Annotated in this window: 24 protein-coding genes; all 24 read left to right on the top strand. The window is 46.4% G+C overall.

From position 1 onward, the window contains the following. Nucleotides 1-51 precede the first annotated feature (51 nt). The 24 genes from H8Z76_RS00665 (at nucleotide 52) to H8Z76_RS00550 (ending at nucleotide 20,848) form a co-directional block, all read left to right on the top strand. Complete coding sequence (locus H8Z76_RS00665; protein WP_174805388.1) at nucleotides 52-405, top strand: hypothetical protein; 354 nt, start codon at nucleotides 52-54, stop codon at nucleotides 403-405. Between the two features lie 6 nt (nucleotides 406-411). Beyond that, nucleotides 412-2,067, top strand: a complete 1,656-nt coding sequence (locus H8Z76_RS00660; protein ID WP_002591266.1) for a terminase large subunit — start codon at nucleotides 412-414, stop codon at nucleotides 2,065-2,067. A 17-nt stretch (nucleotides 2,068-2,084) separates the two neighbouring features. Beyond that, nucleotides 2,085-3,365, top strand: a complete 1,281-nt coding sequence (locus tag H8Z76_RS00655) for a phage portal protein (protein WP_186981358.1) — start codon at nucleotides 2,085-2,087, stop codon at nucleotides 3,363-3,365. Continuing rightward, nucleotides 3,355-3,951, top strand: a complete 597-nt coding sequence (locus H8Z76_RS00650) for an HK97 family phage prohead protease (RefSeq protein ID WP_021904694.1) — start codon at nucleotides 3,355-3,357, stop codon at nucleotides 3,949-3,951. Before H8Z76_RS00655 ends, H8Z76_RS00650 begins: the two co-directional genes overlap by 11 nt. A gap of 28 nt (nucleotides 3,952-3,979) precedes the next feature. Next, nucleotides 3,980-5,212: a phage major capsid protein gene (locus tag H8Z76_RS00645; RefSeq protein WP_009297817.1), complete on the top strand. Its 1,233-nt coding sequence runs from the start codon at nucleotides 3,980-3,982 to the stop codon at nucleotides 5,210-5,212. 52 nt (nucleotides 5,213-5,264) lie between these two features. After that, nucleotides 5,265-5,645: a hypothetical protein gene (locus H8Z76_RS00640; RefSeq protein ID WP_021904695.1), complete on the top strand. Its 381-nt coding sequence runs from the start codon at nucleotides 5,265-5,267 to the stop codon at nucleotides 5,643-5,645. Nucleotides 5,646-5,662: 17 nt separating this feature from the next. Beyond that, nucleotides 5,663-5,998, top strand: coding sequence for a phage head-tail connector protein (locus tag H8Z76_RS00635; RefSeq protein WP_118652724.1), 336 nt, complete (start codon nucleotides 5,663-5,665; stop codon nucleotides 5,996-5,998). Further along, nucleotides 5,988-6,326 (top strand): hypothetical protein, encoded by a 339-nt coding sequence (locus H8Z76_RS00630; RefSeq protein WP_227129905.1) that lies wholly within the window; start codon nucleotides 5,988-5,990, stop codon nucleotides 6,324-6,326. The genes H8Z76_RS00635 and H8Z76_RS00630 overlap by 11 nt, the downstream gene beginning before the upstream one ends. 2 nt (nucleotides 6,327-6,328) lie before the next feature. Next, a complete protein-coding gene (locus tag H8Z76_RS00625) occupies nucleotides 6,329-6,760 on the top strand; it encodes a hypothetical protein (protein ID WP_002591273.1) in 432 nt (143 codons plus the stop codon). Continuing rightward, entirely contained in the window at nucleotides 6,757-7,083 is a 327-nt protein-coding gene (locus H8Z76_RS00620) for a hypothetical protein (RefSeq protein WP_002591274.1), read from the top strand. Before H8Z76_RS00625 ends, H8Z76_RS00620 begins: the two co-directional genes overlap by 4 nt. 7 nt (nucleotides 7,084-7,090) lie before the next feature. Next, nucleotides 7,091-7,654, top strand: coding sequence for a major tail protein (locus tag H8Z76_RS00615; RefSeq protein WP_002591275.1), 564 nt, complete (start codon nucleotides 7,091-7,093; stop codon nucleotides 7,652-7,654). Nucleotides 7,655-7,703: 49 nt separating this feature from the next. Further along, on the top strand, nucleotides 7,704-8,108 hold the full coding sequence (locus H8Z76_RS00610) for a hypothetical protein (protein ID WP_009297822.1): 405 nt from the start codon (nucleotides 7,704-7,706) through the stop codon (nucleotides 8,106-8,108). Nucleotides 8,109-8,313: 205 nt separating this feature from the next. Continuing rightward, the gene (locus H8Z76_RS00605; protein WP_186981357.1) at nucleotides 8,314-11,445 is read left to right on the top strand and encodes a phage tail protein; all 3,132 of its coding nucleotides are present in this window, start codon (nucleotides 8,314-8,316) and stop codon (nucleotides 11,443-11,445) included. 3 nt (nucleotides 11,446-11,448) lie between these two features. Continuing rightward, nucleotides 11,449-12,336, top strand: coding sequence for a phage tail family protein (locus H8Z76_RS00600; RefSeq protein WP_003023324.1), 888 nt, complete (start codon nucleotides 11,449-11,451; stop codon nucleotides 12,334-12,336). A 4-nt stretch (nucleotides 12,337-12,340) separates the two neighbouring features. Then, nucleotides 12,341-13,495 (top strand): siphovirus ReqiPepy6 Gp37-like family protein, encoded by a 1,155-nt coding sequence (locus H8Z76_RS00595; RefSeq protein ID WP_186981356.1) that lies wholly within the window; start codon nucleotides 12,341-12,343, stop codon nucleotides 13,493-13,495. Between the two features lie 5 nt (nucleotides 13,496-13,500). After that, a complete protein-coding gene (locus H8Z76_RS00590) occupies nucleotides 13,501-14,637 on the top strand; it encodes a hypothetical protein (RefSeq protein ID WP_118652734.1) in 1,137 nt (378 codons plus the stop codon). A gap of 14 nt (nucleotides 14,638-14,651) precedes the next feature. Next, the gene (locus H8Z76_RS00585) at nucleotides 14,652-15,089 is read left to right on the top strand and encodes a hypothetical protein (protein ID WP_055056154.1); all 438 of its coding nucleotides are present in this window, start codon (nucleotides 14,652-14,654) and stop codon (nucleotides 15,087-15,089) included. Beyond that, nucleotides 15,082-16,224 (top strand): phage major tropism determinant, encoded by a 1,143-nt coding sequence (locus H8Z76_RS00580; protein WP_186981355.1) that lies wholly within the window; start codon nucleotides 15,082-15,084, stop codon nucleotides 16,222-16,224. Before H8Z76_RS00585 ends, H8Z76_RS00580 begins: the two co-directional genes overlap by 8 nt. Nucleotides 16,225-16,264: 40 nt before the next feature. After that, nucleotides 16,265-16,621 carry a diversity-generating retroelement protein Avd gene (gene avd / locus H8Z76_RS00575; protein WP_002591284.1) on the top strand — a complete coding sequence of 119 codons (357 nt, stop codon included), beginning with the start codon at nucleotides 16,265-16,267 and terminating at the stop codon, nucleotides 16,619-16,621. Between the two features lie 326 nt (nucleotides 16,622-16,947). Continuing rightward, nucleotides 16,948-18,009 carry a reverse transcriptase/maturase family protein gene (locus H8Z76_RS00570; RefSeq protein WP_021870670.1) on the top strand — a complete coding sequence of 354 codons (1,062 nt, stop codon included), beginning with the start codon at nucleotides 16,948-16,950 and terminating at the stop codon, nucleotides 18,007-18,009. Nucleotides 18,010-18,033: 24 nt separating this feature from the next. Continuing rightward, on the top strand, nucleotides 18,034-18,213 hold the full coding sequence (locus H8Z76_RS00565; protein ID WP_117553022.1) for a hypothetical protein: 180 nt from the start codon (nucleotides 18,034-18,036) through the stop codon (nucleotides 18,211-18,213). A 2-nt stretch (nucleotides 18,214-18,215) separates the two neighbouring features. After that, a complete protein-coding gene (locus H8Z76_RS00560) occupies nucleotides 18,216-18,698 on the top strand; it encodes a phage holin family protein (RefSeq protein ID WP_002591287.1) in 483 nt (160 codons plus the stop codon). A 78-nt stretch (nucleotides 18,699-18,776) separates the two neighbouring features. Then, a complete protein-coding gene (locus H8Z76_RS00555; RefSeq protein WP_055056208.1) occupies nucleotides 18,777-20,186 on the top strand; it encodes a phage tail tip lysozyme in 1,410 nt (469 codons plus the stop codon). Nucleotides 20,187-20,650: 464 nt separating this feature from the next. Further along, on the top strand, nucleotides 20,651-20,848 hold the full coding sequence (locus H8Z76_RS00550) for a helix-turn-helix domain-containing protein (protein ID WP_002591290.1): 198 nt from the start codon (nucleotides 20,651-20,653) through the stop codon (nucleotides 20,846-20,848). Nucleotides 20,849-20,857: the final 9 nt, after the last annotated feature.

Below are 20,857 nucleotides of genomic sequence, written 5' to 3'. Positions count from 1 at the left end.
GGTGGTGTAGGGGGTGTGGTGCGGCGCAGGAATGGAAAGCGGGGTAAAGGAATGGCAACAAAGAAAGAGAAAACCAAAGAACAGAGGATAAAGACCGAAAAGACCAGACTTAAGGGAATTTTCAAGGACTTAGACGAAAACAAAAGAAAATTAGTAACGCCGCTGATAGAAAAGGCTGCATTTATGAGCATTGAGCTGGACGACTTGCAGGCGAAACTTGAAAAAGACGGCTGGACGAGTGAGTACCAGAACGGGCAGAACCAGTGGGGAACAAAGAAAAGCCCAGAGGCAGAAACCTACATAGCGCTTAGTAAGAACTATGCAGCAGTGATTAAGCAGCTTACGGAATTAGTACCAGCTGCGAAACGAAAGACAAGCAGGCTGGCGGCTTTGCGGGAAGAGTAAGCAATATTGCCGCCTTATCGAAATTATATCTATGAGTACCACGCAAAGATTACAAGCGGCGAAATCATAGCGGGAAAATGGATAAAGAAAATATACGAAATCATTATAAACGGGCTGCAAAAGCAGGAGTATTTTTTTAATGCAAAGGCTGCGAATAAGGCTATACGGTTCATAGAGAACTTTTGCCACCACAGCAAGGGGCGTAATGATTTAATCAAGTTGGAGCTATGGCAGAAAGCCATAGTTTCTGTTATTTTTGGCATACAGGACGCAGAAAAAATACGTATTTTCCGTGAAATTTTTATTGTAATTGGCAGAAAAAATGGAAAAAGTTTATTTGCATCTGCGATTATTGCATACATGGCGTACTTAGAGCCGGAGTACGGACAAGAAATATACTGCTTAGCTCCAAAATTAGACCAAGCAGCGCTGGTGTATGACGGATTTTATCAAATGGTACAGGCAGAGGACGAGTTAGCAGAGCTGGCAAAGAAACGGCGCAGCGATATTTATATTGCGGAGAGCAACACGGTAATAAAACCGATTGCTTTTAATGCCAAGAAGTCAGACGGATTTAACCCGCAGCTTGTGGTATGTGATGAAATGGCAGCATGGAGCGGGGACGCTGGACTAAAGCAGTATGAGGTTATGAAATCCGCTTTAGGCGCACGTACTCAACCTATGATATTGAGCATAAGCACTGCCGGATATATCAACGACAGTATTTATGATGAACTAATGAAACGTAGCACAAGTTTCTTGAAAGGAAACAGCAAAGAGCGCAGGCTATTACCATTCCTTTACATGATTGATGATGTGGAGAAGTGGAACGACATAGACGAACTGAAAAAGGCTAACCCTAACATGGGCGTATCCGTAAAAGAAAGTTTCTTTATGGACGAGATAGCCGTAGCAGAGGGCAGCTTAAGTAAAAAAGCAGAGTTCCTTACAAAGTATTGCAATATCAAGCAGAACAGCTCTATTGCATGGCTGGAATATCAGACAGTAGAGAACGCCGGAGTAGAAAAGACCTTAGAGGACTTTAGGGACTGCTACGCAGTGGGCGGTATTGACTTAAGCCAGACAACGGACTTAACGGCAGCCAGTGTGGTTATTCAGAAAGACGGCACACTGTATGCGTTTACGCAGTTCTTTATGCCACGGGGCAGGCTGGAATACTTACAGGCTACGGACGGCGTGCCGTATGACATATTTGTTAAAAAGGGGCTGATAACCTTAAGCGGCGAGAATTACGTAGACTACCACGACGTTTACGGCTGGTTTACTATGTTACTGGAAGATTACGGAATACGACCTTTAAAAATCGGCTACGACAGATACAGCGCCCAGTACCTTATTACCGATATGGCAAATTATGGTTTTCACATGGACGACGTTTACCAAGGCGAAAACCTTACACCAGTTATAAGGGAGTTTGAGGGCATCATAAAAGACGGCGATTTTAAGATAGCCGACAACAATTTACTAAAGACACATTTCTTAAATGTTGCGCTTAAGCACAACATGGAAACAAGAAAATTCAGACCTATAAAAATCGAGCAGCGGGCGCATATCGACGGCTTTGTATCTGTCATAGATGCAATGACCGTGCGACAGAAATACTGGGAAGAGTGCGGCGAGCTGCTTAAAAATGCCGCATAGAAAGGAGAGTAAACGGCATGAAATTTTTAGATTATCTTTTTCATGGTAAAGAGCTGCGATATATCGACAGCTATTTTAAAATGCTGAACGGATACAGCCCGACGTTTACCAGTTATAACGGCGGCGTATATGAAATGGATTTAACCAGAACGGCAGTAAACAGCTTTGCGACACATTGCAGTAAACTTAAGCCGGAGATTGAGGGCAGCGCCCTTAAGTCACTGGAAAAGACACTACAGCATAAGCCCAACTATTTTATGGACACAACAAAGTTTATTAAGCGTCTGGCAACGTATGTAGCGGTGGAACACACCGCTTTTATTATACCTATCGAGGACGAGTACGGGCGGCTTTGTGGCTGGTATCCATTGAGGGCGCAACGCTGCGAAGTCGTAGAGGCAGCAGGGCAGGTGTATTTACGGTATCTGTTTGCAAATGGCGAGCATGGAGCTATAGAGTTTGAACGTGTAGGCATTATGACAGATTTTGAATACACAGACGACCTTTTCGGAGAGGACAACAGAACACTTAAGCCAACAATGCAGCTGATACATACGCAAAACGAGGGAATTATAAACGCTGTCAAAAATTCTGCAAATATCCGCTTTCTGGCAAAGGTGGCAAATATGCTGAAACCAGAGGACATAAAGAAAGAGCGACAGCGTTTTACCGAGGATAACTTAACCGCCGACAACGATAGCGGCATGATAATTTATGATAACAAGTTTAGTGAGCTGAAACAGGTAGAGAGCAAACCATACACGCCAAACGCATTGCAGATGCAGAATATACAGGAAAATGTATGCACGCATTTTGGTACAAACATGGATATTTTACAAAATAAATTTGATGAAAATACGTGGAATGCTTACTACGAGGGGAAAATAGAACCGTTTGCAATACAGCTATCGCTTGTTATGACAAATATGAGTTTTACCGAGAGAGAAAGAGCTTGCGGTAATGCTATTTTCTTTTCAGCAAACCGCCTGCAATATGCCAGCAACGCCACAAAGTTAAGCGTAAGCACACAGCTTTTTGACCGTGCGCTATTGAACAGAAACGGTGTTATGGATATATGGAACATGGCACACGTTGAGGACGGGGAAAAGTATTATATCCGCAAAGAGTATACCGAGGTAAGCGAACTGCAAAACAGTAATGGAAAGCCACAGATAATTATACAGCAAGCGCCCATAGCAACAGGGCAGCAGGCAGAGCCGCAGCAGACACCGCCAGCGGCAGCAGGAGAACCAGCAGGCGGGCTGGGAGAGAAAGAGGGTGTAAATAATGCCGATTAAGAAAGAGCGGGAATATAGGGCGCTGGCAGCGCCATTGACAGCGCAGAGTGCAACGAAATTGATACAGACGGAGTATTACGTAGAGGGTTACGCCACTACGTTTGATGCGCCGTATTTGCTGTATGAATTTGAGGACGGCACAAAGATTTACGAAAGAATAGACGCACACGCTTTAGACGGTGCAGACATGAGCGACGTTATCATGCAGTACGACCATGAGGGCAGGGTATTTGCCAGACAGTCAAACAAGACGCTGATTTTACAGCCGGACTATAAAGGGCTTAAGGTGGCGGCTGATTTAGGCAAGACAGATTTAGCCCGTGGGCTATACCAAGACATAGAGGCAGGCATGATAAATAAAATGTCGTGGGCTTTTAGCGTAGCAGAGGAAAGCTACGACAGAGAAACACACACAAGGACGATTTTGAAAATCAAGAAAGTTTATGATGTATCAGCCGTGAGCATTCCAGCAAACGGCGATACTGAAATAAGCGCCCGTGCTTTTGCGAGTAGGAGTTACGAGCAGGAGAGGCAGGAGCTGCTTAAGAGGCGGGCAGCAATACTAAAGATTAGAGCGAGCTTATAAAATCCAAGACCAGAAAGGAAACATAACAATGAGATTAAAAGAAATTGAGGAAAGATTAGCAGCAATTAAAAACGAGCTTACCACAAGAGCAGCGGAGCTGAAAGAGGAAGAAATTACAGCGCTGGAGAATGAGGTAACAGCTTTACAGGAAGAGAGAGCGGCAATTAAGGCAGCAGCAGAAAAGCGTAGCGCACTGCTTGCGAGAATTGCAGCAGGCGAAAGCGTAGGCGACGGAGAGGGAGACGGCAGCGGACAGCAGAGAGTGCTTAGAAATTTCAAGGGAGCAGCTGGCGAGGGCGATAACGACGACAAATACGGCAGCATGGAATACCGCAAAGCATTTATGAAATATGTATGCAGAGGCGAGGCGCTGCCGAAAGAGTACAGAGCAGATGCGGTAAGCAAAAGCACAGACGTAGGCGCAGTTATCCCTACTACAGTGCTTAACCAGATTGTAGAAAAGCTGGAAAGCACAGGTATGATTTTAGCCCTTGTAACCAGAACTGCATACAAGGGCGGCGTTTCTATCCCCGTATCTACTGTAAAGCCTACTGCAACATGGGTAAATGAGGGAGCAGGCAGCGACAAGCAGAAAAAGAATATTGCAAAAGACGGAATGATTACTTTTGCATACCATAAGCTGCGCTGTGCAGTAGCCGTATCTCTGGAAGTAGATACAATGGCAATCAGCGCTTTTGAAACACTGCTTATTAACAATATTGTTGAGGCAATGACAAAAGCGTTAGAGCAGGCAATCATTGACGGAAACGGAACAGGAAAACCGAAAGGAATTTTAGCAGAGACACCAGCCGACGGGCAGACAATCGAGAGCGCCGCACCGTCTTACAGTGATTTGATTAAGGCAGAGGGTGCTTTACCTATGGCTTATGAAAATGGCGCTGTGTGGTGCATGAGTAAAAAGACCTTTATGGAGTATGTAGGCATGACAGATAAGAACGGGCAGCCTATCGCAAAAGTGAACTATGGAACATCTGGAAAGCCGGAGAGAACGCTTTTAGGCAGAACAGTTGTACTTTGCGATTACGTAGCAAGCTACAGCGCAGCACTTGCGAAAGATACAATTTTTGCATTCCTTTTCAATTTCAAGGACTACGTGCTTAATACAAACTACTCTATGGGCGTAAAGAAGTATGAGGACAACGACACAGACGACCAGATTACAAAGGGCATTATGCTTGTAGACGGCAAGGTAGTAGACAAAAACAGCCTTGTAGTTGTAAAGAAAATCGAGGCAGTGTAATTAACAAGGCAGCTGGTGTATAAACACTGGCTGCCAGAAAGCGAGGTAGACCATGAAAGGGTATTTAGACGCTAAAGAACTGGAAAGCTACAAGAAAGAAGATTTGCAGGAACTGGCAAAGCAGCTGGGTGTAGATGCAGAGGGAACAAAGAAAGAAATTGCTACACGCTGCGCAGCGGTTGAGGTAGACATACCGGACGAAAGCGAGCTTACAGAAGAGGATAAAAGAGCAGCGGAAGAGGCGGCAGCAGAGGCAGCAGCGAAAGCCGAAGAGGAAGAGGCAGCCACAGAACTTGTAAAAGTAAAAGCACAGCGCCGTTTCCTTGACAAGGAATTAAACCAGATTAAGGATACTGGGGACGAATACGCAGTAAGCAGAGAACGTGCAGCAGTTCTGGAAGAGGCAGGCGTAGCAGCAGTAATAGAAGAGTAAGAAAGAGGGTGCAGGCTATGGCAGCAGATACCACAACATTAACCGAGAAAATGCGGGCGGCGCTGCGTATCAGCAGCACCAGTGAGAAAATCACAGAGGAAATAAACGACTGTATAGCCGCCTGCAAAGCTGATATGAAAAACGACGGCGTAAAAGTGATAAAAGAGACAGACGGGTTGATTATCAGAGCAATTACACTGTATTGCAAGGCAGAGTTTGGTTTTAACAATGCTGCGGAACAATTTAGAAAGTCATACGACGCACTTAAAATGCGCTTATCTTTATCAGCAGAATACAACACAGCGCCGCAAGTGTCCGAAACGGACACCAACAGCACAGAAAGTGGGGTGTAAAGCGGTGGAGTGGCTGGACGAATTAACACTTATTGCAGAAACAACAGCAGAAAACAGGGTAAATAAAAACGGCTTTGCAGTAAAGCCGGAAGAAAGCACCCGCACTGTATTCTGTAACAAAAAATCAGTAGGGTACAGTGAATATTTTAAGAGCCAGCAGACAGGAAAACTGGTAGAGGCAAAGTACGAGGTACACAAGGCAGATTATGGCGGCGAGGACGTAGTAGAAGTAAACGGGCGGCGCTATTTTGTACTTAAGACCTACGATACAGGAACAGACACCATAGAGCTTACGCTTACAGATTTACGCCACAGAAACGAGGTGTAAGCATGGGAGAGTTTAACACAGTCGGGCTGGAAGATATTATAGACGCTTTCAGCCGGAGAGAGGCGGCTACAGTTGAGGCAGTCCCAAAAATGCTTAAAGCTGGTGCTGATGTGCTGATAGAGGCACAGAGAGCAGAGGCACAGGCAATGGGACTGAATGAAACGGGCGGTTTTATCAATTCCATAAAAGCTACGGACGTAAAGGGCGACGATACGGAGAAATACGTAGAGATATACCCACAGGGACGGGCAAAGCATGGAAACGACAGAAAAGGAGATAAAAGCAAGGTGCGCTATGCAACAATCGGCTTTGTGGCAGAGTACGGCACAAGTAGCCACGCTGCACGCCCTTATATGACAGTGGCAAACGAAAAGGCGCACGAAAAGGTAGTAGAGGCACAGCGCAGTATATGGGAGAGTGAAACAGGCGAATGAGTATACAGGAGATTTTAGAAAGCGCAGGGTTGCCAGCCCAGAGAGGCGTTTACACTGGGCGGGATAAGCCAGACGCATATTATACGTTTCTGCGGCTGCTGGGTACGCCTGCGGTAAATGCAGACGACGAAGAGAAAGAGCGCAGGGAAATGTATAGAGTTACGCTTTTCCATAAGGGCGATTTTGAGGCGCAGCTTGATAAGACAAAAGAGGTATTGAAAGCAGCAGGCGTTTATATCAACAGCATAGACGCAGAAAGCTACGAAACAGAAACGGGGTACTGGTTAGTGCCTATCACAGTCGAGATTTTGAAAGAGGAGTGATTAAACAATGACACTGGGACTGAAAGATTTATATTACGCCGTATGCACAGAGGCAGACGGAGCAGAGAGCTACGGGACACCTAAGAAAATGGCAGAGGCAATGAGCGCCGATTTATCCGTAAAGACAGCAGACGGCAGCTTGTATGCAGACGACACATTAAGCGAGAGCGTCACGGAGTTTGCAAGCGGAACGCTTAAGCTGGGAATTAAAGACCTTACGCCGGAAGTGCTGGCAGAGCTGCTGGGGCAGGCAGTAGATAAGAACAGCGTAGTATGGGCGGGAAAAGAGGACGAGCCGCCGTATGTTGCTGTAGGGTTCAGAGCTAAGAAAACGGGTGGTAAATACCGTTACGTATGGCTGCTTAAAGCAAAATTTAAAGTACCGTCTGAAAAGTACGAAACAAAGGGCGAGAGTATCAAGTTTAACACGCCGGACATTGAGGCATCTTTTACAACAAGAAAGAAAGATAACTTGTGGAAAGCAGACTTTGTGGGAACAGAGGAAAGCGCAGCGGCTAAAACGTGGTTTACAGCAGTGCCGGAAAAGGCAGCAGCAATGGAAAGTGTATAAAACAGGAAAGGAGAGAGGCGTAGCATGGGCTGCGCCTTAATTTTATATCATGGGAGCATTAAAGAGCGGGGCTTTTCCCGTAGAGCTGAACGGCAAAGAATATGGTTTACTTTTTTCACTGAACGCATTAGACGAAGTGCAGGAAAAGTTTGGGGGCTACGACAAATTAAGTGAGGTATTCAATAAAGATAACCCAAACCTTTTTAAAGATACAAGGTGGTTACTTACGCTGCTTATTAACGAGGCACTTTTAGCAGAGGACGAAAACGCCCAGCTGCTTGAAGAGAAGAGGGTAGGCAGACTGATACACGCAGGAAATTTGCAGGAAGTACAGAACGCTATTTTTAAATCGTTCTACAGAGGAACTGCGGGAGACAACAGCGACACAGAGAACGAAAACGACGGAGAAGAAACAACAGAAGAGGGAAACAGGGCAGCCGTGCAGGAAAATTAGATACTGCACGGCTTTTGTATATTGCAGTAGTGCTTTTGAGATACAGGGAACGTGAGGCATGGAGAAAAACACCATACCAGATAACGACACTGTTTAAATATCACAAGGAATATAACCCGCACATTTTCCGACAGGAACAGGCGGGAACACCAGCAGCTACAGAAAACATGGACGATATAGACATAGCGTTAGGGGGCTTTTAATTATGGCAGATAAGACGCAGAACGTCAAAACAAGGTTAAGTTTTGACGGAGAGGCAGAGTATAAAGCAGCCTGCAAGGAAATTAACAGCACCCTTAAAGTGCTTAATTCTGAAATGAAACTTGTAACAGCTGAATATAAGGACAATGCAAGCAGCGTAGATGCGCTGAAAGCAAAGCAGGCGGTACTACAGAAAACATACGACGAGCAGGCAAAAAAGGTAAAAGAAACCGAGGCGGCTTTAGAAAAATGTCGCAAGGCAACAGGAGACAATAGCGAAGAAAGTAAAAAACTTGAAACTCAGTTAAATTACCAGAAAGCAGCGCTTGTAAAGACAGAGCAGGAATTAGGCAAAACGACTGACGAAATGGAAAAAGCAGAAAAAGCCGCTGACGAAATGGGAAAGGAAATAAAAGACAGCGGGGAACAGGCAGACGACGCAAAGGGAAAATTTTCTGGATTTACAAGCGTGCTAAGCGGAATGGGTACAGCGCTTAAAGCAGCAGCAGCGGCGACGGCGGCAGCAGTTGCGGGAGCGGCAACAGCCATAGGAGCGCTTACCACAAAAGCGATAGAGGGATACGCAGCACAGGAACAGCTTGTAGGCGGTGTAGAAACTCTTTTCAAAACGTCGTCTGATACGGTTGTTGGTTATGCAAACGACGCATATAAAACAGCCGGAATGTCTGCAAATGAGTACATGGAAACAGTTACCAGCTTTTCAGCGTCGCTGCTTGCCAGTATGAATAATGACACGGCAGCGGCAGCAGAAAAGGCAAACGTGGCAATTACGGATATGTCAGACAATGCAAATAAAATGGGTACTGATATATCGCTTATACAGAACGCCTATAACGGTTTTGCAAAGCAGAATTATACCATGCTGGATAACTTAAAACTGGGATATGGCGGTACAAAAGAGGAAATGCAGCGACTGCTTGATGATGCAAGCAAGCTATCCGGCATTAAGTATGATATTTCATCATATTCAGACGTTGTAGACGCTATTCACGTCGTACAGACGGAAATGGGCATAACAGGGACAACGGCAAAAGAGGCAAGTACAACAATAGAGGGTTCGGTTAGTTCTATGAGTTCAGCGTGGGACAACTGGGTAGCTGGAATGGCAGACAGCGAGGCGAATTTCTCACAGCTTACAAGCAATCTGGTAGACAGTATTGTAACAGTGGTAGGGAATATAGCACCGAGGGTAATAGAAACAGTGCCGAGGCTGGTAAGCGGACTGGGAGAAATCGTAGAGCAGCTTGCAACGTATATACCACAAGTTATACAGGAGTTATTACCGCCTTTAATGAGCGGCGTACAGGACTTGCTTAATACGCTGGTTGGAATGCTGCCGGAAATGATAAGCATAATCGGGCAGATTATACCGACAATCATAGATACGCTGCTTACTATATTACCGCAGCTTTTAGAGGCAGGCGTACAGATTATTACGGAATTGGCGCAAGGTATCGCACAAGCGTTACCTACATTGCTGCCAACAATCGTAACGGTGGTTACGAACATTGTAACCATGCTGATAGAAAATATACCGTTGCTGATTACAGCAGCATTACAGCTGCTTACGGGGCTGGCACAGGGGCTGGTAGCAGCGCTGCCTGTACTGATTGAGGCGCTGCCGGAAATCATAACGGCTATCATAAATGCACTGGTTGAGGGCATACCGCTTATTATTGAAAGTGCGGGCGATATTATAGTTGCATTGATTGACGGCATCATAGATGCAATACCGCTTTTAATCGCAGCCATACCGCAGATTATAGCAGCCATTGTAACAGGACTGATTACGGGGCTGCCTAAGATTTTGACGGCGGCAGGCAAACTGGTAACGACAATCATAAATAAAATAAAAGAGCTACCTACTCTGATACCGCAGGCAATCGCTGCGGGCGTTGAGAAAATAGCAGAGTGGGGCGCAAATATGCAGGAAAAAGGCGGCACAGTTATAACAAATTTTGTAACGAAAGTTATAGATATTGTTAAGGAGCTGCCGCAGAAAATCTGGAACAGTATAGTAAGCGCAGTAACCAGAGTGGCTACGTGGGGCGCAAATATGCAGACCAAAGCCAAAGAAGTAATGAACACAATGCTTACGAACATTGTAACGATTGTGAAAGAAACGCCTGCTAAAATCTGGAACAGTATAGTAGGGGCAGTAACCAGAGTGGCTACGTGGGGTAACAATATGCTTACGAAAGCCAAAGAGGTAATGAATGCCATGGTAACAGGCGTTATTACGATTGTTAAGGAACTGCCGCAGAAAATCTGGAACAGCATAGTAGGGGCAGTTACCAAAGTGGCTACGTGGGGTAACAATATGCTTACGAAAGCCAAAGAGGTAATGAATGCCATGGTAACAGGCGTTATTACGATTGTTAAGGAATTGCCGCAGAAAATCTGGAACAGCATAGTAGGGGCAGTTACCAAAGTGGCTACGTGGGGTAACAATATGCTTACGAAAGCCAAAGAGGTAATGAATGCCATGGTAACGGGCATTGTTACGATTGTTAAGGAAATACCGCAAAAGATTTATAACAGCATTTCTAGTGCAATTACCAAAGTGGCTACATGGGGTACAGAAGTAAAGAACAAAGCCGTAGAGGGCATGAAAAATGTAATTACTGGAATAACAGACGTATTTAAGAATATTGGCAGTACGTTTGCTGGGTTCGGTAAAAACATGGTAGAGGGCATCTGGAACGGCATAAACGGAGCTACGCAGTGGATAAAGGACAAAATAAGCGGCTGGGTAGGCAATGTTACCGACTTCCTTAAGGATTTATTTGGAATTGCCAGCCCGTCTAAGCTGATGCGTGACGAAATCGGCGTATATCTGGCGCAGGGTATCGGCGTTGGCTTTTCTAATGAAATCGGCGGCGTTAAGAAAATGATTGAGGACAGCGTACCGCAGGAGTTTGACGTAGACGCAAAGGTAAATGTAGGCAATGAATTTAAGTATGATAACGACGACAAAAAGCCAAAGCCGAGAGGCGGCGGCAGTGCAGCAGGCGGCGTAGTTGTCAATCAGTATATTTATGCGAATACCACGGACTATGCAAAACAGCAGAAAGAGGCAGCCCGACAGTTCAGAATGATAGCAAGGACGGTGTAACACATGGAAAATGAAAAACTGACTTACATAAATTCAAGGGGCGAGCGGTTAGAGCTGGGAGTAGACAGCGTATACCATTGCAATATAAGTAAAGACGTAGAGGGCATTTCCGGCGTTACGAGCGTCATTTACAGCACAAACAGTATGGGACAGCACGGCGACACCTACGTAGGGCAGCGTATCGAGGCGAGGGACATAGACGTAGTGGGACATATCAACACACGGGACAAGGCGCAGGCATTGGAACTGCGCCGCCGTATGCTTAAGATATTTAACCCAGAGCTTAGCGCTACGCTGGTGTATGAGTACGGCGGCTTTAAGCGTGTGATTGATTGCAGGGCGTATGGAGAGCCTAAGATACTAAAGAAAGAGGTACTTTATGAGTTTGATTTACAAATAGAGTGCCTTAACCCGTTCTGGCGGGAAGAGGAAGAAACAAAAGAGGATATAGCAAGCTGGGTGGCTGCGTGGCATTTCCCTTGCGTTATCGAAAAGGACAGCACAAAGAGCATGATATACGGATACCGAGCGGAAAGCGTAATAGTGGACTGCTACAACGAGGGCGACGTATCAACAGGAATGAGGATAAGGTTTACAGCACTGGGGACAGTTTCAAACCCGATACTGCTTAATGTGGATACCGAGGAATTTATACAGATTAACGCCACTATGAAAACGGGCGACGTGATAGAGATTAACACGAAGTACGGCAGCAAGGGCGCTAAGCTGATAAGGGACGGCGTAGAAACCGACTATTTCCGCTACATTGATGTAGACAGTACATTTATGCAGCTTGCCATAGGCGACAATATGTTTAGGTATGATGCAGCCAGCGGCGTAAATTCTCTGGAAGTATCCATATTCTACAGCAAGGAATTTTTAGGAGTGTGACGGTATGGAGCTTAGAGTATTCGACAAGACAGTACAGCCGCTGGGAGCTATAGACGAGCTGGCAAGCCTGCTATGGCATACAAAGTATTTTGACGTAGGAACTTTTAGCCTGCTTGCGCCGATTACGGACAATAACAGCCGTTTGCTGGTAGAGGGTAACTTAATAACCAAGCACGACGAAAAAAAGGAAGTAAAGACCGCTGACGGCGGCGTATGGCGCAGGGCAGCGCAGATAACCTACGTACACATTACCAAAGACGAGAACGGCTTAGAGCAGTTAGAGGCACAAGGCTATATGCTTAGCTGGTGGCTTAATAAGCGCTGCATTTATCCGCAGATTGTGGCGACAGGTACAAACCAGTATCTTATAAACCTTATGGTAAAGAACAACTGCGGCAACGCAGCAGGAACAAAGCGGCGTTTTCCATTGCTTGCATTTCTGGCGCAGGAAACCATAGACGGCGTGGCGGTTGAATATGCAAACGAGGTATACGCACAACTGGGGCAGGAAGTAAAGGCAAGGGCGCAGGCTGGAAAGCTGGGCTATGACATTCTGCTTAACGAAAGAGAGAGACTGTTTGGCTTTTATCTGTATAAGGGCAATGACCTTACAGCCACAAATACCGAGGGTAACACACCCTGCATATTTTCAAGAGATTTTGATAATGTCAACGAGCAGGAATATACAGCCAGTATAGAGAACTGCGGCAACTTTATTTATGTGCAGGGAGCAGCTGACGACGACGGCAGCCAGCCGGTAACCACAGTGGACGGCGAGGGCGCAACGGGGCTGGATTTGGTAGAGGTATTCTGTGACGCTACGGATATTGCCAGAAAGTACCAGCAGGGGGAAACAGAGGTAACAATACCGCTGGATACCTATATTGCAATGCTGAAAACGAGAGGCAGCGCAGAGCTGGAAAACTACGGAAAGAATATAAATTTTGTAAGTACCATAAATACAAATTCAAACTTGAAATTTAAGGCTGATTTTGATTTAGGCGACCGCATTACTTGCAAAGAGACCAAGTGGGGCATACAGATAGATGCACGTATTACAGAAGTAACAGAAACATACCAGAAAGGCAAGGAAACCGTAGAGGCGACTTTTGGCGACAGCCTGCCGACGCTGGTAGACCAGATTAGGAAAGTGAGGTAGCGGAAATGGCAAACAGCTTACCGTTTAATGCCGTGGCAGTAGACGGAGAGTACGACAGGGTATATAAAGCCGAGGATTGGGCGTGGTACTTTGCTACTTTCATTGCAAACGGCATTTTTCCAAAGCCGAGCGACGGGCTACAGGTGGTAGCTTACAGCGGCATGGAAATAAGAGTAAATGCGGGCTATGCCTTTATAAACGGCTACGCCTTTAGAAATCCCGCAACGCTTAGCGTAACACTGGATACGGCAGAGGGAGCGCTTAACAGGGTAGACAGGGTAGTAGTTCGCTGGGATTTGCCGCAAAGAGATATGTATATTGCGGTGCTGAAAGGCACACCGTCTGCAAAGCCGACAGCAACGGCAGTAACCCGCACTACGGAAATATGGGAGCTTGCGCTTGCAGATATTTACGTAGGCAAGGGCGTAACAAGGATACAGACGCAGAATATCACAGACCAGCGGTTTAATAGCGCAGTCTGCGGTATCGTAACGGGAACGGTGGAAGAGATAGACGCAAGCGTGCTTACAAAACAGTTTACGGACTTTTTCAACACCTATAGCGCAGCCGTGCTGGACGAGTTCAGCGCATATAAGCAGAATATGGAAAAGTACCTTGCAGAGATTGCGGGCGTATATGACAGCTACGTAAGCAAGACAGAGGGCTTATTTGCGCAGTATGAAAGCCAGTTTAACGAAAGATACAGCAGTTTTGAAAACACGCTTGACAACTGGGATAAGGAACTTTTAAGCGCCTATACAGACTTTATGGCAAAAATTAAGCTATTCCAGTCGGACGCTGAAAACGAATTTAACACATGGTTTGAGAGTATCAAGGACAAGTTGGGCGAGGACATAGCAGGCAGCCTGCAACTGCAAATTGAAGAGCTGGCAGCAGCCATGCAGGAAGTGAAAAAGCAGGCAGAGGCTGGCACGAAAGAAACCAAAGAGGCAATAGCAGCGCTGGACGAGCGGCTTAAGAGAGTAGAAAGCGGCTGGGGCATTGACTATAAGCATGATGCTGTACTGGGATTGTGTTACATGGGTGCGGCATACATGAGCCAGCATTACGAAAGAACAGTAGAAACGGCAGTGTTAGGGGCTACCTACGTGGGTAATTCCTATCTTGCAAATACATTTTAGAAAGGCGGCAGACCATGAAAGGATTTCCTAAAGTATTAAAGACAAAAGAGGACTATTACAACTGCCTTGCTATGGTAGCAAGCGGAGAACTGGCGGCAGCGGATTTGCTGGCAAAAATCGAGAGCGCAGAGAATCAGCGTTATATTGAGTGCGGCGTAGCAGCTGTAGAGGAAGAGAAAAAGGCGGTTACGGTATATTACTGCGACGAGGCAGCGGTAGGTATGAAATTTGTAGCGGGCGACGTATCCGGCACGGTGCAGGGAGTAACACATATCCAGACCGACGAGGCAGCGGCAGCAGGAGAGGCGGGAAACGACAGAACAGCCCTTACACTTTCCAAAGCGGTAAAAGCGGGCTGCAAGGTAATTGCGCTGGAACGCACAGACACCGTGGCAGGAATGACAACAGACGACATTGCAGCACTGAAAGGAGTATTAAAGCAGTATGAGTAGATTATTAGTGGACGACGTTACAAAGACCGACGCAAGGGCGCTTTTGAACGTAAATAAAATGGCTACAATCAGCGATATTGTAGCACCGAGCAATGAGTACATTTACGCCAGCGGAGCAAATGAGCTGACCGTAGTAGAGGGTTGCGTAATTGCCGTGGGCGGCGCTGGAATTTTCAAGACAGCAAATACAATTCTTACGGCTGCTAATCTGGACGCAGGCAGCGCTTTTGCGGTAGGTAAGGACTATTACGTATATATCTGTGACAGCAGAATTGACAGCGCAGACGAGAAATACGTAATTTCCCTTAACTCTACATACCCGACAGGCTGGAACGCTACAAATAGCCGTAAAATCGGCGGCTTTCATTATGGACGCTGCCGCAAGGTAGACAGCAATTTACAGCCACTTAATGGCAGCAGTGTTATTTTTGGCACTGGCTGGGAAAGTGCAGTAAGCAACGGCATTGTACCACGTTCTGTATGGACACTGGGACACCGCCCGAAATGCAGCCCAGAGGGTATGGTATATTTAGGCGGCGGCACATGGGTAGATATTTACCTTAATTCTGACGACGGAGCAAAGGGCTTGAAATCAGAGTACGGCTGCGCACCTATGACGGGTACAGAAAGCATGAACTGGTACAACTTTGTAGAACGTCTGGCAAAGAGCGGTAAGCGTCTGCCGAACTATGCGGAATTTTGCGCTTATGCTTTTGGTAGCCCTGCCGGACTGGATAACGCAAATACAAACGCATGGAGCGCCACCAGCAACACAGGTAGGGGCGTAACAGGCAGTGTGGTAAATGCCGTTTCTTCCGTGGGCGTTGTAGATGCCGTGGGGCGTGTCTGGGAGTGGCTGGACGAGCTTATTACAAGAGCGGAACACGCCACAAATGCAGACTACCACGCAAGCGTAGCGTGGGGCTGGGACAAGAAAAGCCCATTGAACACAGGCGAGAAGTCTTACGACGTTGGTAACATTTACCAGTATTACGCATATTCTCTGGCGGCGCTGGTAGCGGGCGGCAGCTGGAGCGATGGGGCGCGTTGCGGCGCTCGTGCCGTGCGTTGCAGCGTTTGCCCGTGGAGTGTCTCTACGGCCGTTGGCGCTCGTGGGGCGTGTGACTCTCTGTAGACGGCGGGCGAAAGCCCAGCCGGATAAACGGGGGTAAGGCATGGACATACAGACAAAAACAGATATTATACACCAGAAAATATACGATTTTCTGCTATATATTTACCCTCTGCTTACGAAGTACCCAAAGTATGAGAAATTCAGTTTACAGACGGCGACAAGAAACGCAATTCTTGAAATGCTGCAAGAGGTTATAAAGTGGGATAAGACGGCAACGAAAAGCCACTTATACACGGTAGATACGGCATTGCAAGAAAGTAAAGAATTGCTGCGGCTGGCGCATGACTTGAAGTATAGCGCTATGAACGCACGGCACTACGGCGAGAGCTGCCGCAAGCTGAAAGAAATAGGCGTTATGCTGGGCGAACTGATAGAAGAGGTAAAGACCAGAAAATAGCAGGATATGGGGCAGCTGCTTACTTACAGCCTCTGGCGGCGCTGATAGCGGGCGGCAACTGGAACAATGGGGCGAATTGCGGCGCTCGTGCCGTGAATTGCAACAATTACCCGTGGAATGTCAATACGAACATTGGCGCTCGTGGGGCGTGTGACTTAGTGAGAACATTACAGGCACAGAGTTCTACGGAATACTGGCAAGGACTTAGAAAGGGATAAGACCGAGTGTTTAATATCCTATAGTCAGAGTGGCTGTCCCGCCGTGAGGCAAAGAGAAAAAATACGGCTGCTGGTTAGTAGCTACGGCGAAAGGCAGGAGCTTAATACTTGAAGAGAGTAGGATACATTACCGATAAGGACGGGCGGCGCATTACGCTTTTAGAGGCTATGGGTGACTATGGAAACATACAGAAAGCCTATAACAAAGCCAGAAAGTGTAAACGCCACAGAAAAGACGTACTGATTTTTACGAAAGACAAAGAGGAAAACTTAGACAAGGTGCGGGAAGATATTATAAACCTTGCCTATGAGCCAAGCAAATACCATTACTTTAAGGTGTACGAACCGAAAGAGCGGCAGATAATGGCGCTGCCGTTCTATGACAGGGTGGTACAGCACGCCATAAACAACGTGTTAGAGCCTATATTTGATAAGCGGTTTATATCGCAGTCTTACGCCTGCCGGAAAGGTAAAGGTATGCACGCTGCGTCTGATACGCTAAAAGAGTGGCTGTATGAGTGGAACAAATACCACCCAGACCAGCCGCTTTATGCTATCAAGGCAGATATACACCACTATTTCCAGAGCATAGACCATGCGGTATTAAAAACTGAAATACGTAAGGTTATAAAAGACGCTGGGGTACTGGCATTGCTGGACAGGATAATAGACCACAACGGCAATATGCCGGACGGCGTAGGGATACCAGTAGGAAACCTTACCAGTCAGTTATTTGCAAATATCTATCTGGACGCATTAGACCAGTTTATTAAGCATGAGCTGGGCGTAGAGGCGTACATACGATATATGGACGACTTTGTAATATTAAGCCCAGACAAGGAACAGTTGCGCAACTGGCTTGCACGGATAGAGCAATTCTTACGGGAAGAGCTTAAGTTAGAGTTTAACCCGAAAACTACCATGCTGGCAGCAAAGAACGGTATAGACTTTGTAGGCTACAAACACAGGGCAACGCACAGGAAAGTACGAAAGGACAGCATAAAGCGCATAAAGCGTACTATCAAGAAGTGCGAGAGCGGGAAAATCACAAAAGAGCAGTTACAAAAGAGCATACAGAGCTGGACGGGACACGCAGGACACGCCGACAGCTACAACCTACGAAAGAAAATAGAAACGCTGGCAGAGGCAGCCATAGAAAAGGCTGCTTAAGCGGCAGAATGCAGGAGCGAGTACATGAGTAGCAATTTACTAAGGGTAGTACAAGAACAACAGGAAACCATAGAAAAGCAAAGCAGGCTTATTGCTGATTTAATAGCCACTCTGGAAAGCTGGGAGCAGACAGCAGGCTACGACGGCGCAGAGCTGAAAGAGCGGGCAAAAGATTTGCAATTAAGAGAAAGGCAGGATTTATGAACATGACTATTACAGAATTTATTGAGGCGGCGGCACATAACAAAATTATCCAGCTGGTAGTATTGGCGATTGTGTGCGACACGGTTTTTGGCGTGCTGCGTGCAATCAAAGAGAAGAAATTTAACAGCTGCGCAGGCATTGACGGGGCTATCAGAAAAGTAGGTATGCTTATTTCTCTGGTATTCATGCTGGCAATCGACGTACTGATTAAGATTAACTTAATCGGATTTATACCGGAGCAGGCACGTACATATTTAGGGCTTGATACCGTGGGCGTGGCTGAATTTTTCGCATTGCTTTACATTGCCTATGAGGTAGTGAGTATTTTTAAGAATATGGCATTATGCGGGCTGCCCGTAAAAAAGGTATGGGAAAAGGTGCGGGAGTTTCTGGCGAAGTATACGGACGAACTGCCGGACACAGACGAACTGGACGGGGACAGCACCACAGGCAACGTAGAGGAACACAGGACACAGGAAAGATAAGAATAATAAGGACATAGCAGCAAAGAGCGCTTGCGGGACACCGCAGGCGCTTATTTTGTATGCGGAAAGGCAGGAAATATGAACATTAACAGAAAGATAAGTAAGTACAATTTCAATAAGGGCAGCGTTTCCAGAATTAAGTATATTGTTATCCATTATGTAGGCGCACTGGGCGGCGCAGAGGACAACTGCCGATATTATGGCGGCGGCAATAGAAATGCGTCGGCGCATTACTTTGTAGGATTTAACGGCGAGGTATGGCAGTGCGTAGAGGACGCTAATATAGCGTGGCATTGCGGAGCGTCGAGCTATAAGCACGCAGAGTGCCGAAACGCTAATAGTATCGGTATTGAAATGTGCGTAAGGAAGAAAAACACAAAGAGCATGGGCGCAACAGATAAAGACTGGTATTTTGAGGACGCAACAGTAGAGGCAGCGGCAGAGCTTACCCGTTACCTTATGAATAAATACGGCGTGCCTGCATCTCATGTAATCAGACATTACGACGTAACGGGCAAGATTTGCCCTAACCCGTATGTATATAACACCAGCGCCCACACATGGGACGAGTTTAAGCGTAAAATCAGCGGGCAGGCAGAAACACCGCAGGGCGGCAATGAAAAAACAATCTGGAATTTTCTTACAGGAAAGGGCTTAAATGCTTATGCCGTGGCTGGTATTATGGGTAATCTGTATGCTGAAAGCGGGCTTATGCCGAACAACTTACAGAACACCTATAACAATAAGCTGGGTAAGACGGACGCAGAATATACAGCAGCGGTGGATAATGGCAGCTATGGCAATTTTGTAAAGGACAGTGCAGGCTATGGGCTGGCGCAGTGGACGTATTGGAGCAGAAAGCAGGCGTTGCTTAATCATGCAAAACAGGCGGGCGCATCCATTGCAGACCTTAATATGCAGCTGGGCTTTTTATGGGAAGAATTGCAGGGATACACAGCAGTAATGGACGCACTGAAAAAGGCGGGCAGCGTGCGTGCTGCATCTGATGCCGTTCTTACTGGATATGAAAAGCCAGCAGACCAGAGCGAAACAGTAAAGAAAAAGCGTGCAGAGTACGGCGAGGGATACTATAAAAAGTATGCAGCAGGAAACGGTACAAAGTATTACAGAGTGCGCAAGAGCTGGACGGACGCAGCAAGCCAGCTGGGGGCGTTTACGTCGCTGGAAAATGCAAAGAGCGCTTGCAAGGCGGGCTATACTGTATATGATGATAACGGCAAGGCGGTATATACCGCAGCAGGGCAGCAGGCAAGCGCAGGCGTTCCGTTTAGCGTACAGGTAGATATTTTAGACCTTAATATCAGAACAGGAGCAGGCACGAACTATGCAAAGACGGGAGAAACCACAGGAAAGGGAGTATTTACCATTGTGGAAGTGAAAGCCGGACAGGGTGCAAGCGTTGGCTGGGGACGCTTGAAGAGTGGCGCAGGCTGGATTAGCTTAGATTATGCCACAAGATTAGCTTAAGTTTTCGAGGGTGGGCGGTTCGCTGTCTGCCCTCTATTTTTTTGCAATTTTATAGGATTTTCTGCATAAAAGCGTTGACAATATACCGAAAAAGGTATATAATAAAATCATGGAAAGGAGATAAGAACAAATAAGAGGTAAAGCCACTGGAAAGGAGAAACGGCACAATGGGTAAGAAAAAGAAACAAAAGAAAAAGCCTATCAACTGGCAAGAATTGGCAATCAGTGCAGTGATAGACTTAATCATAGGAACAATACTTATCATAATTGGTAAGTACATAGGTTAGGGCGAAAGCCCTAACCAACAGGCGGGCGATAAGCCCGCCGCCTATAAGAAATATAACACAAACCCAAAGCCGAGTAAAGAGTATGCTTTTAAAATTAGGAGTATTTTTAGTAGCAGTAGGACTGGTAAAGCTGCTGGTTGCTTTCATTTTGAGGGCAAGAGAAAAGAGAGGTAAGGCATGAATTTAGGCGAAAACATTAAAAAAGCACGAAAAGCGGCAGGCGTGACGCAAAAGGAACTTGCAGAGCGCCTGCAAGTATACCAGAAAGATATAAGCCGCTGGGAAAACAACGAGCTTACGCCAAACGCAATAACACTTGCGAAAATTTGCAGAGAGCTTAACGCCTCTGCTGATGAAATTTTAGAATTGAAGTAGAAACGAAAG

The sequence above is a fragment of the Roseburia yibonii genome (assembly GCF_014297335.1).
In the GTDB taxonomy this organism is placed as follows: domain Bacteria; phylum Bacillota; class Clostridia; order Lachnospirales; family Lachnospiraceae; genus Roseburia_D; species Roseburia_D yibonii.
The sequence above is the reverse complement of the archived record's forward strand: the minus strand, read 5'-3'. Positions and strand labels throughout refer to the sequence as shown.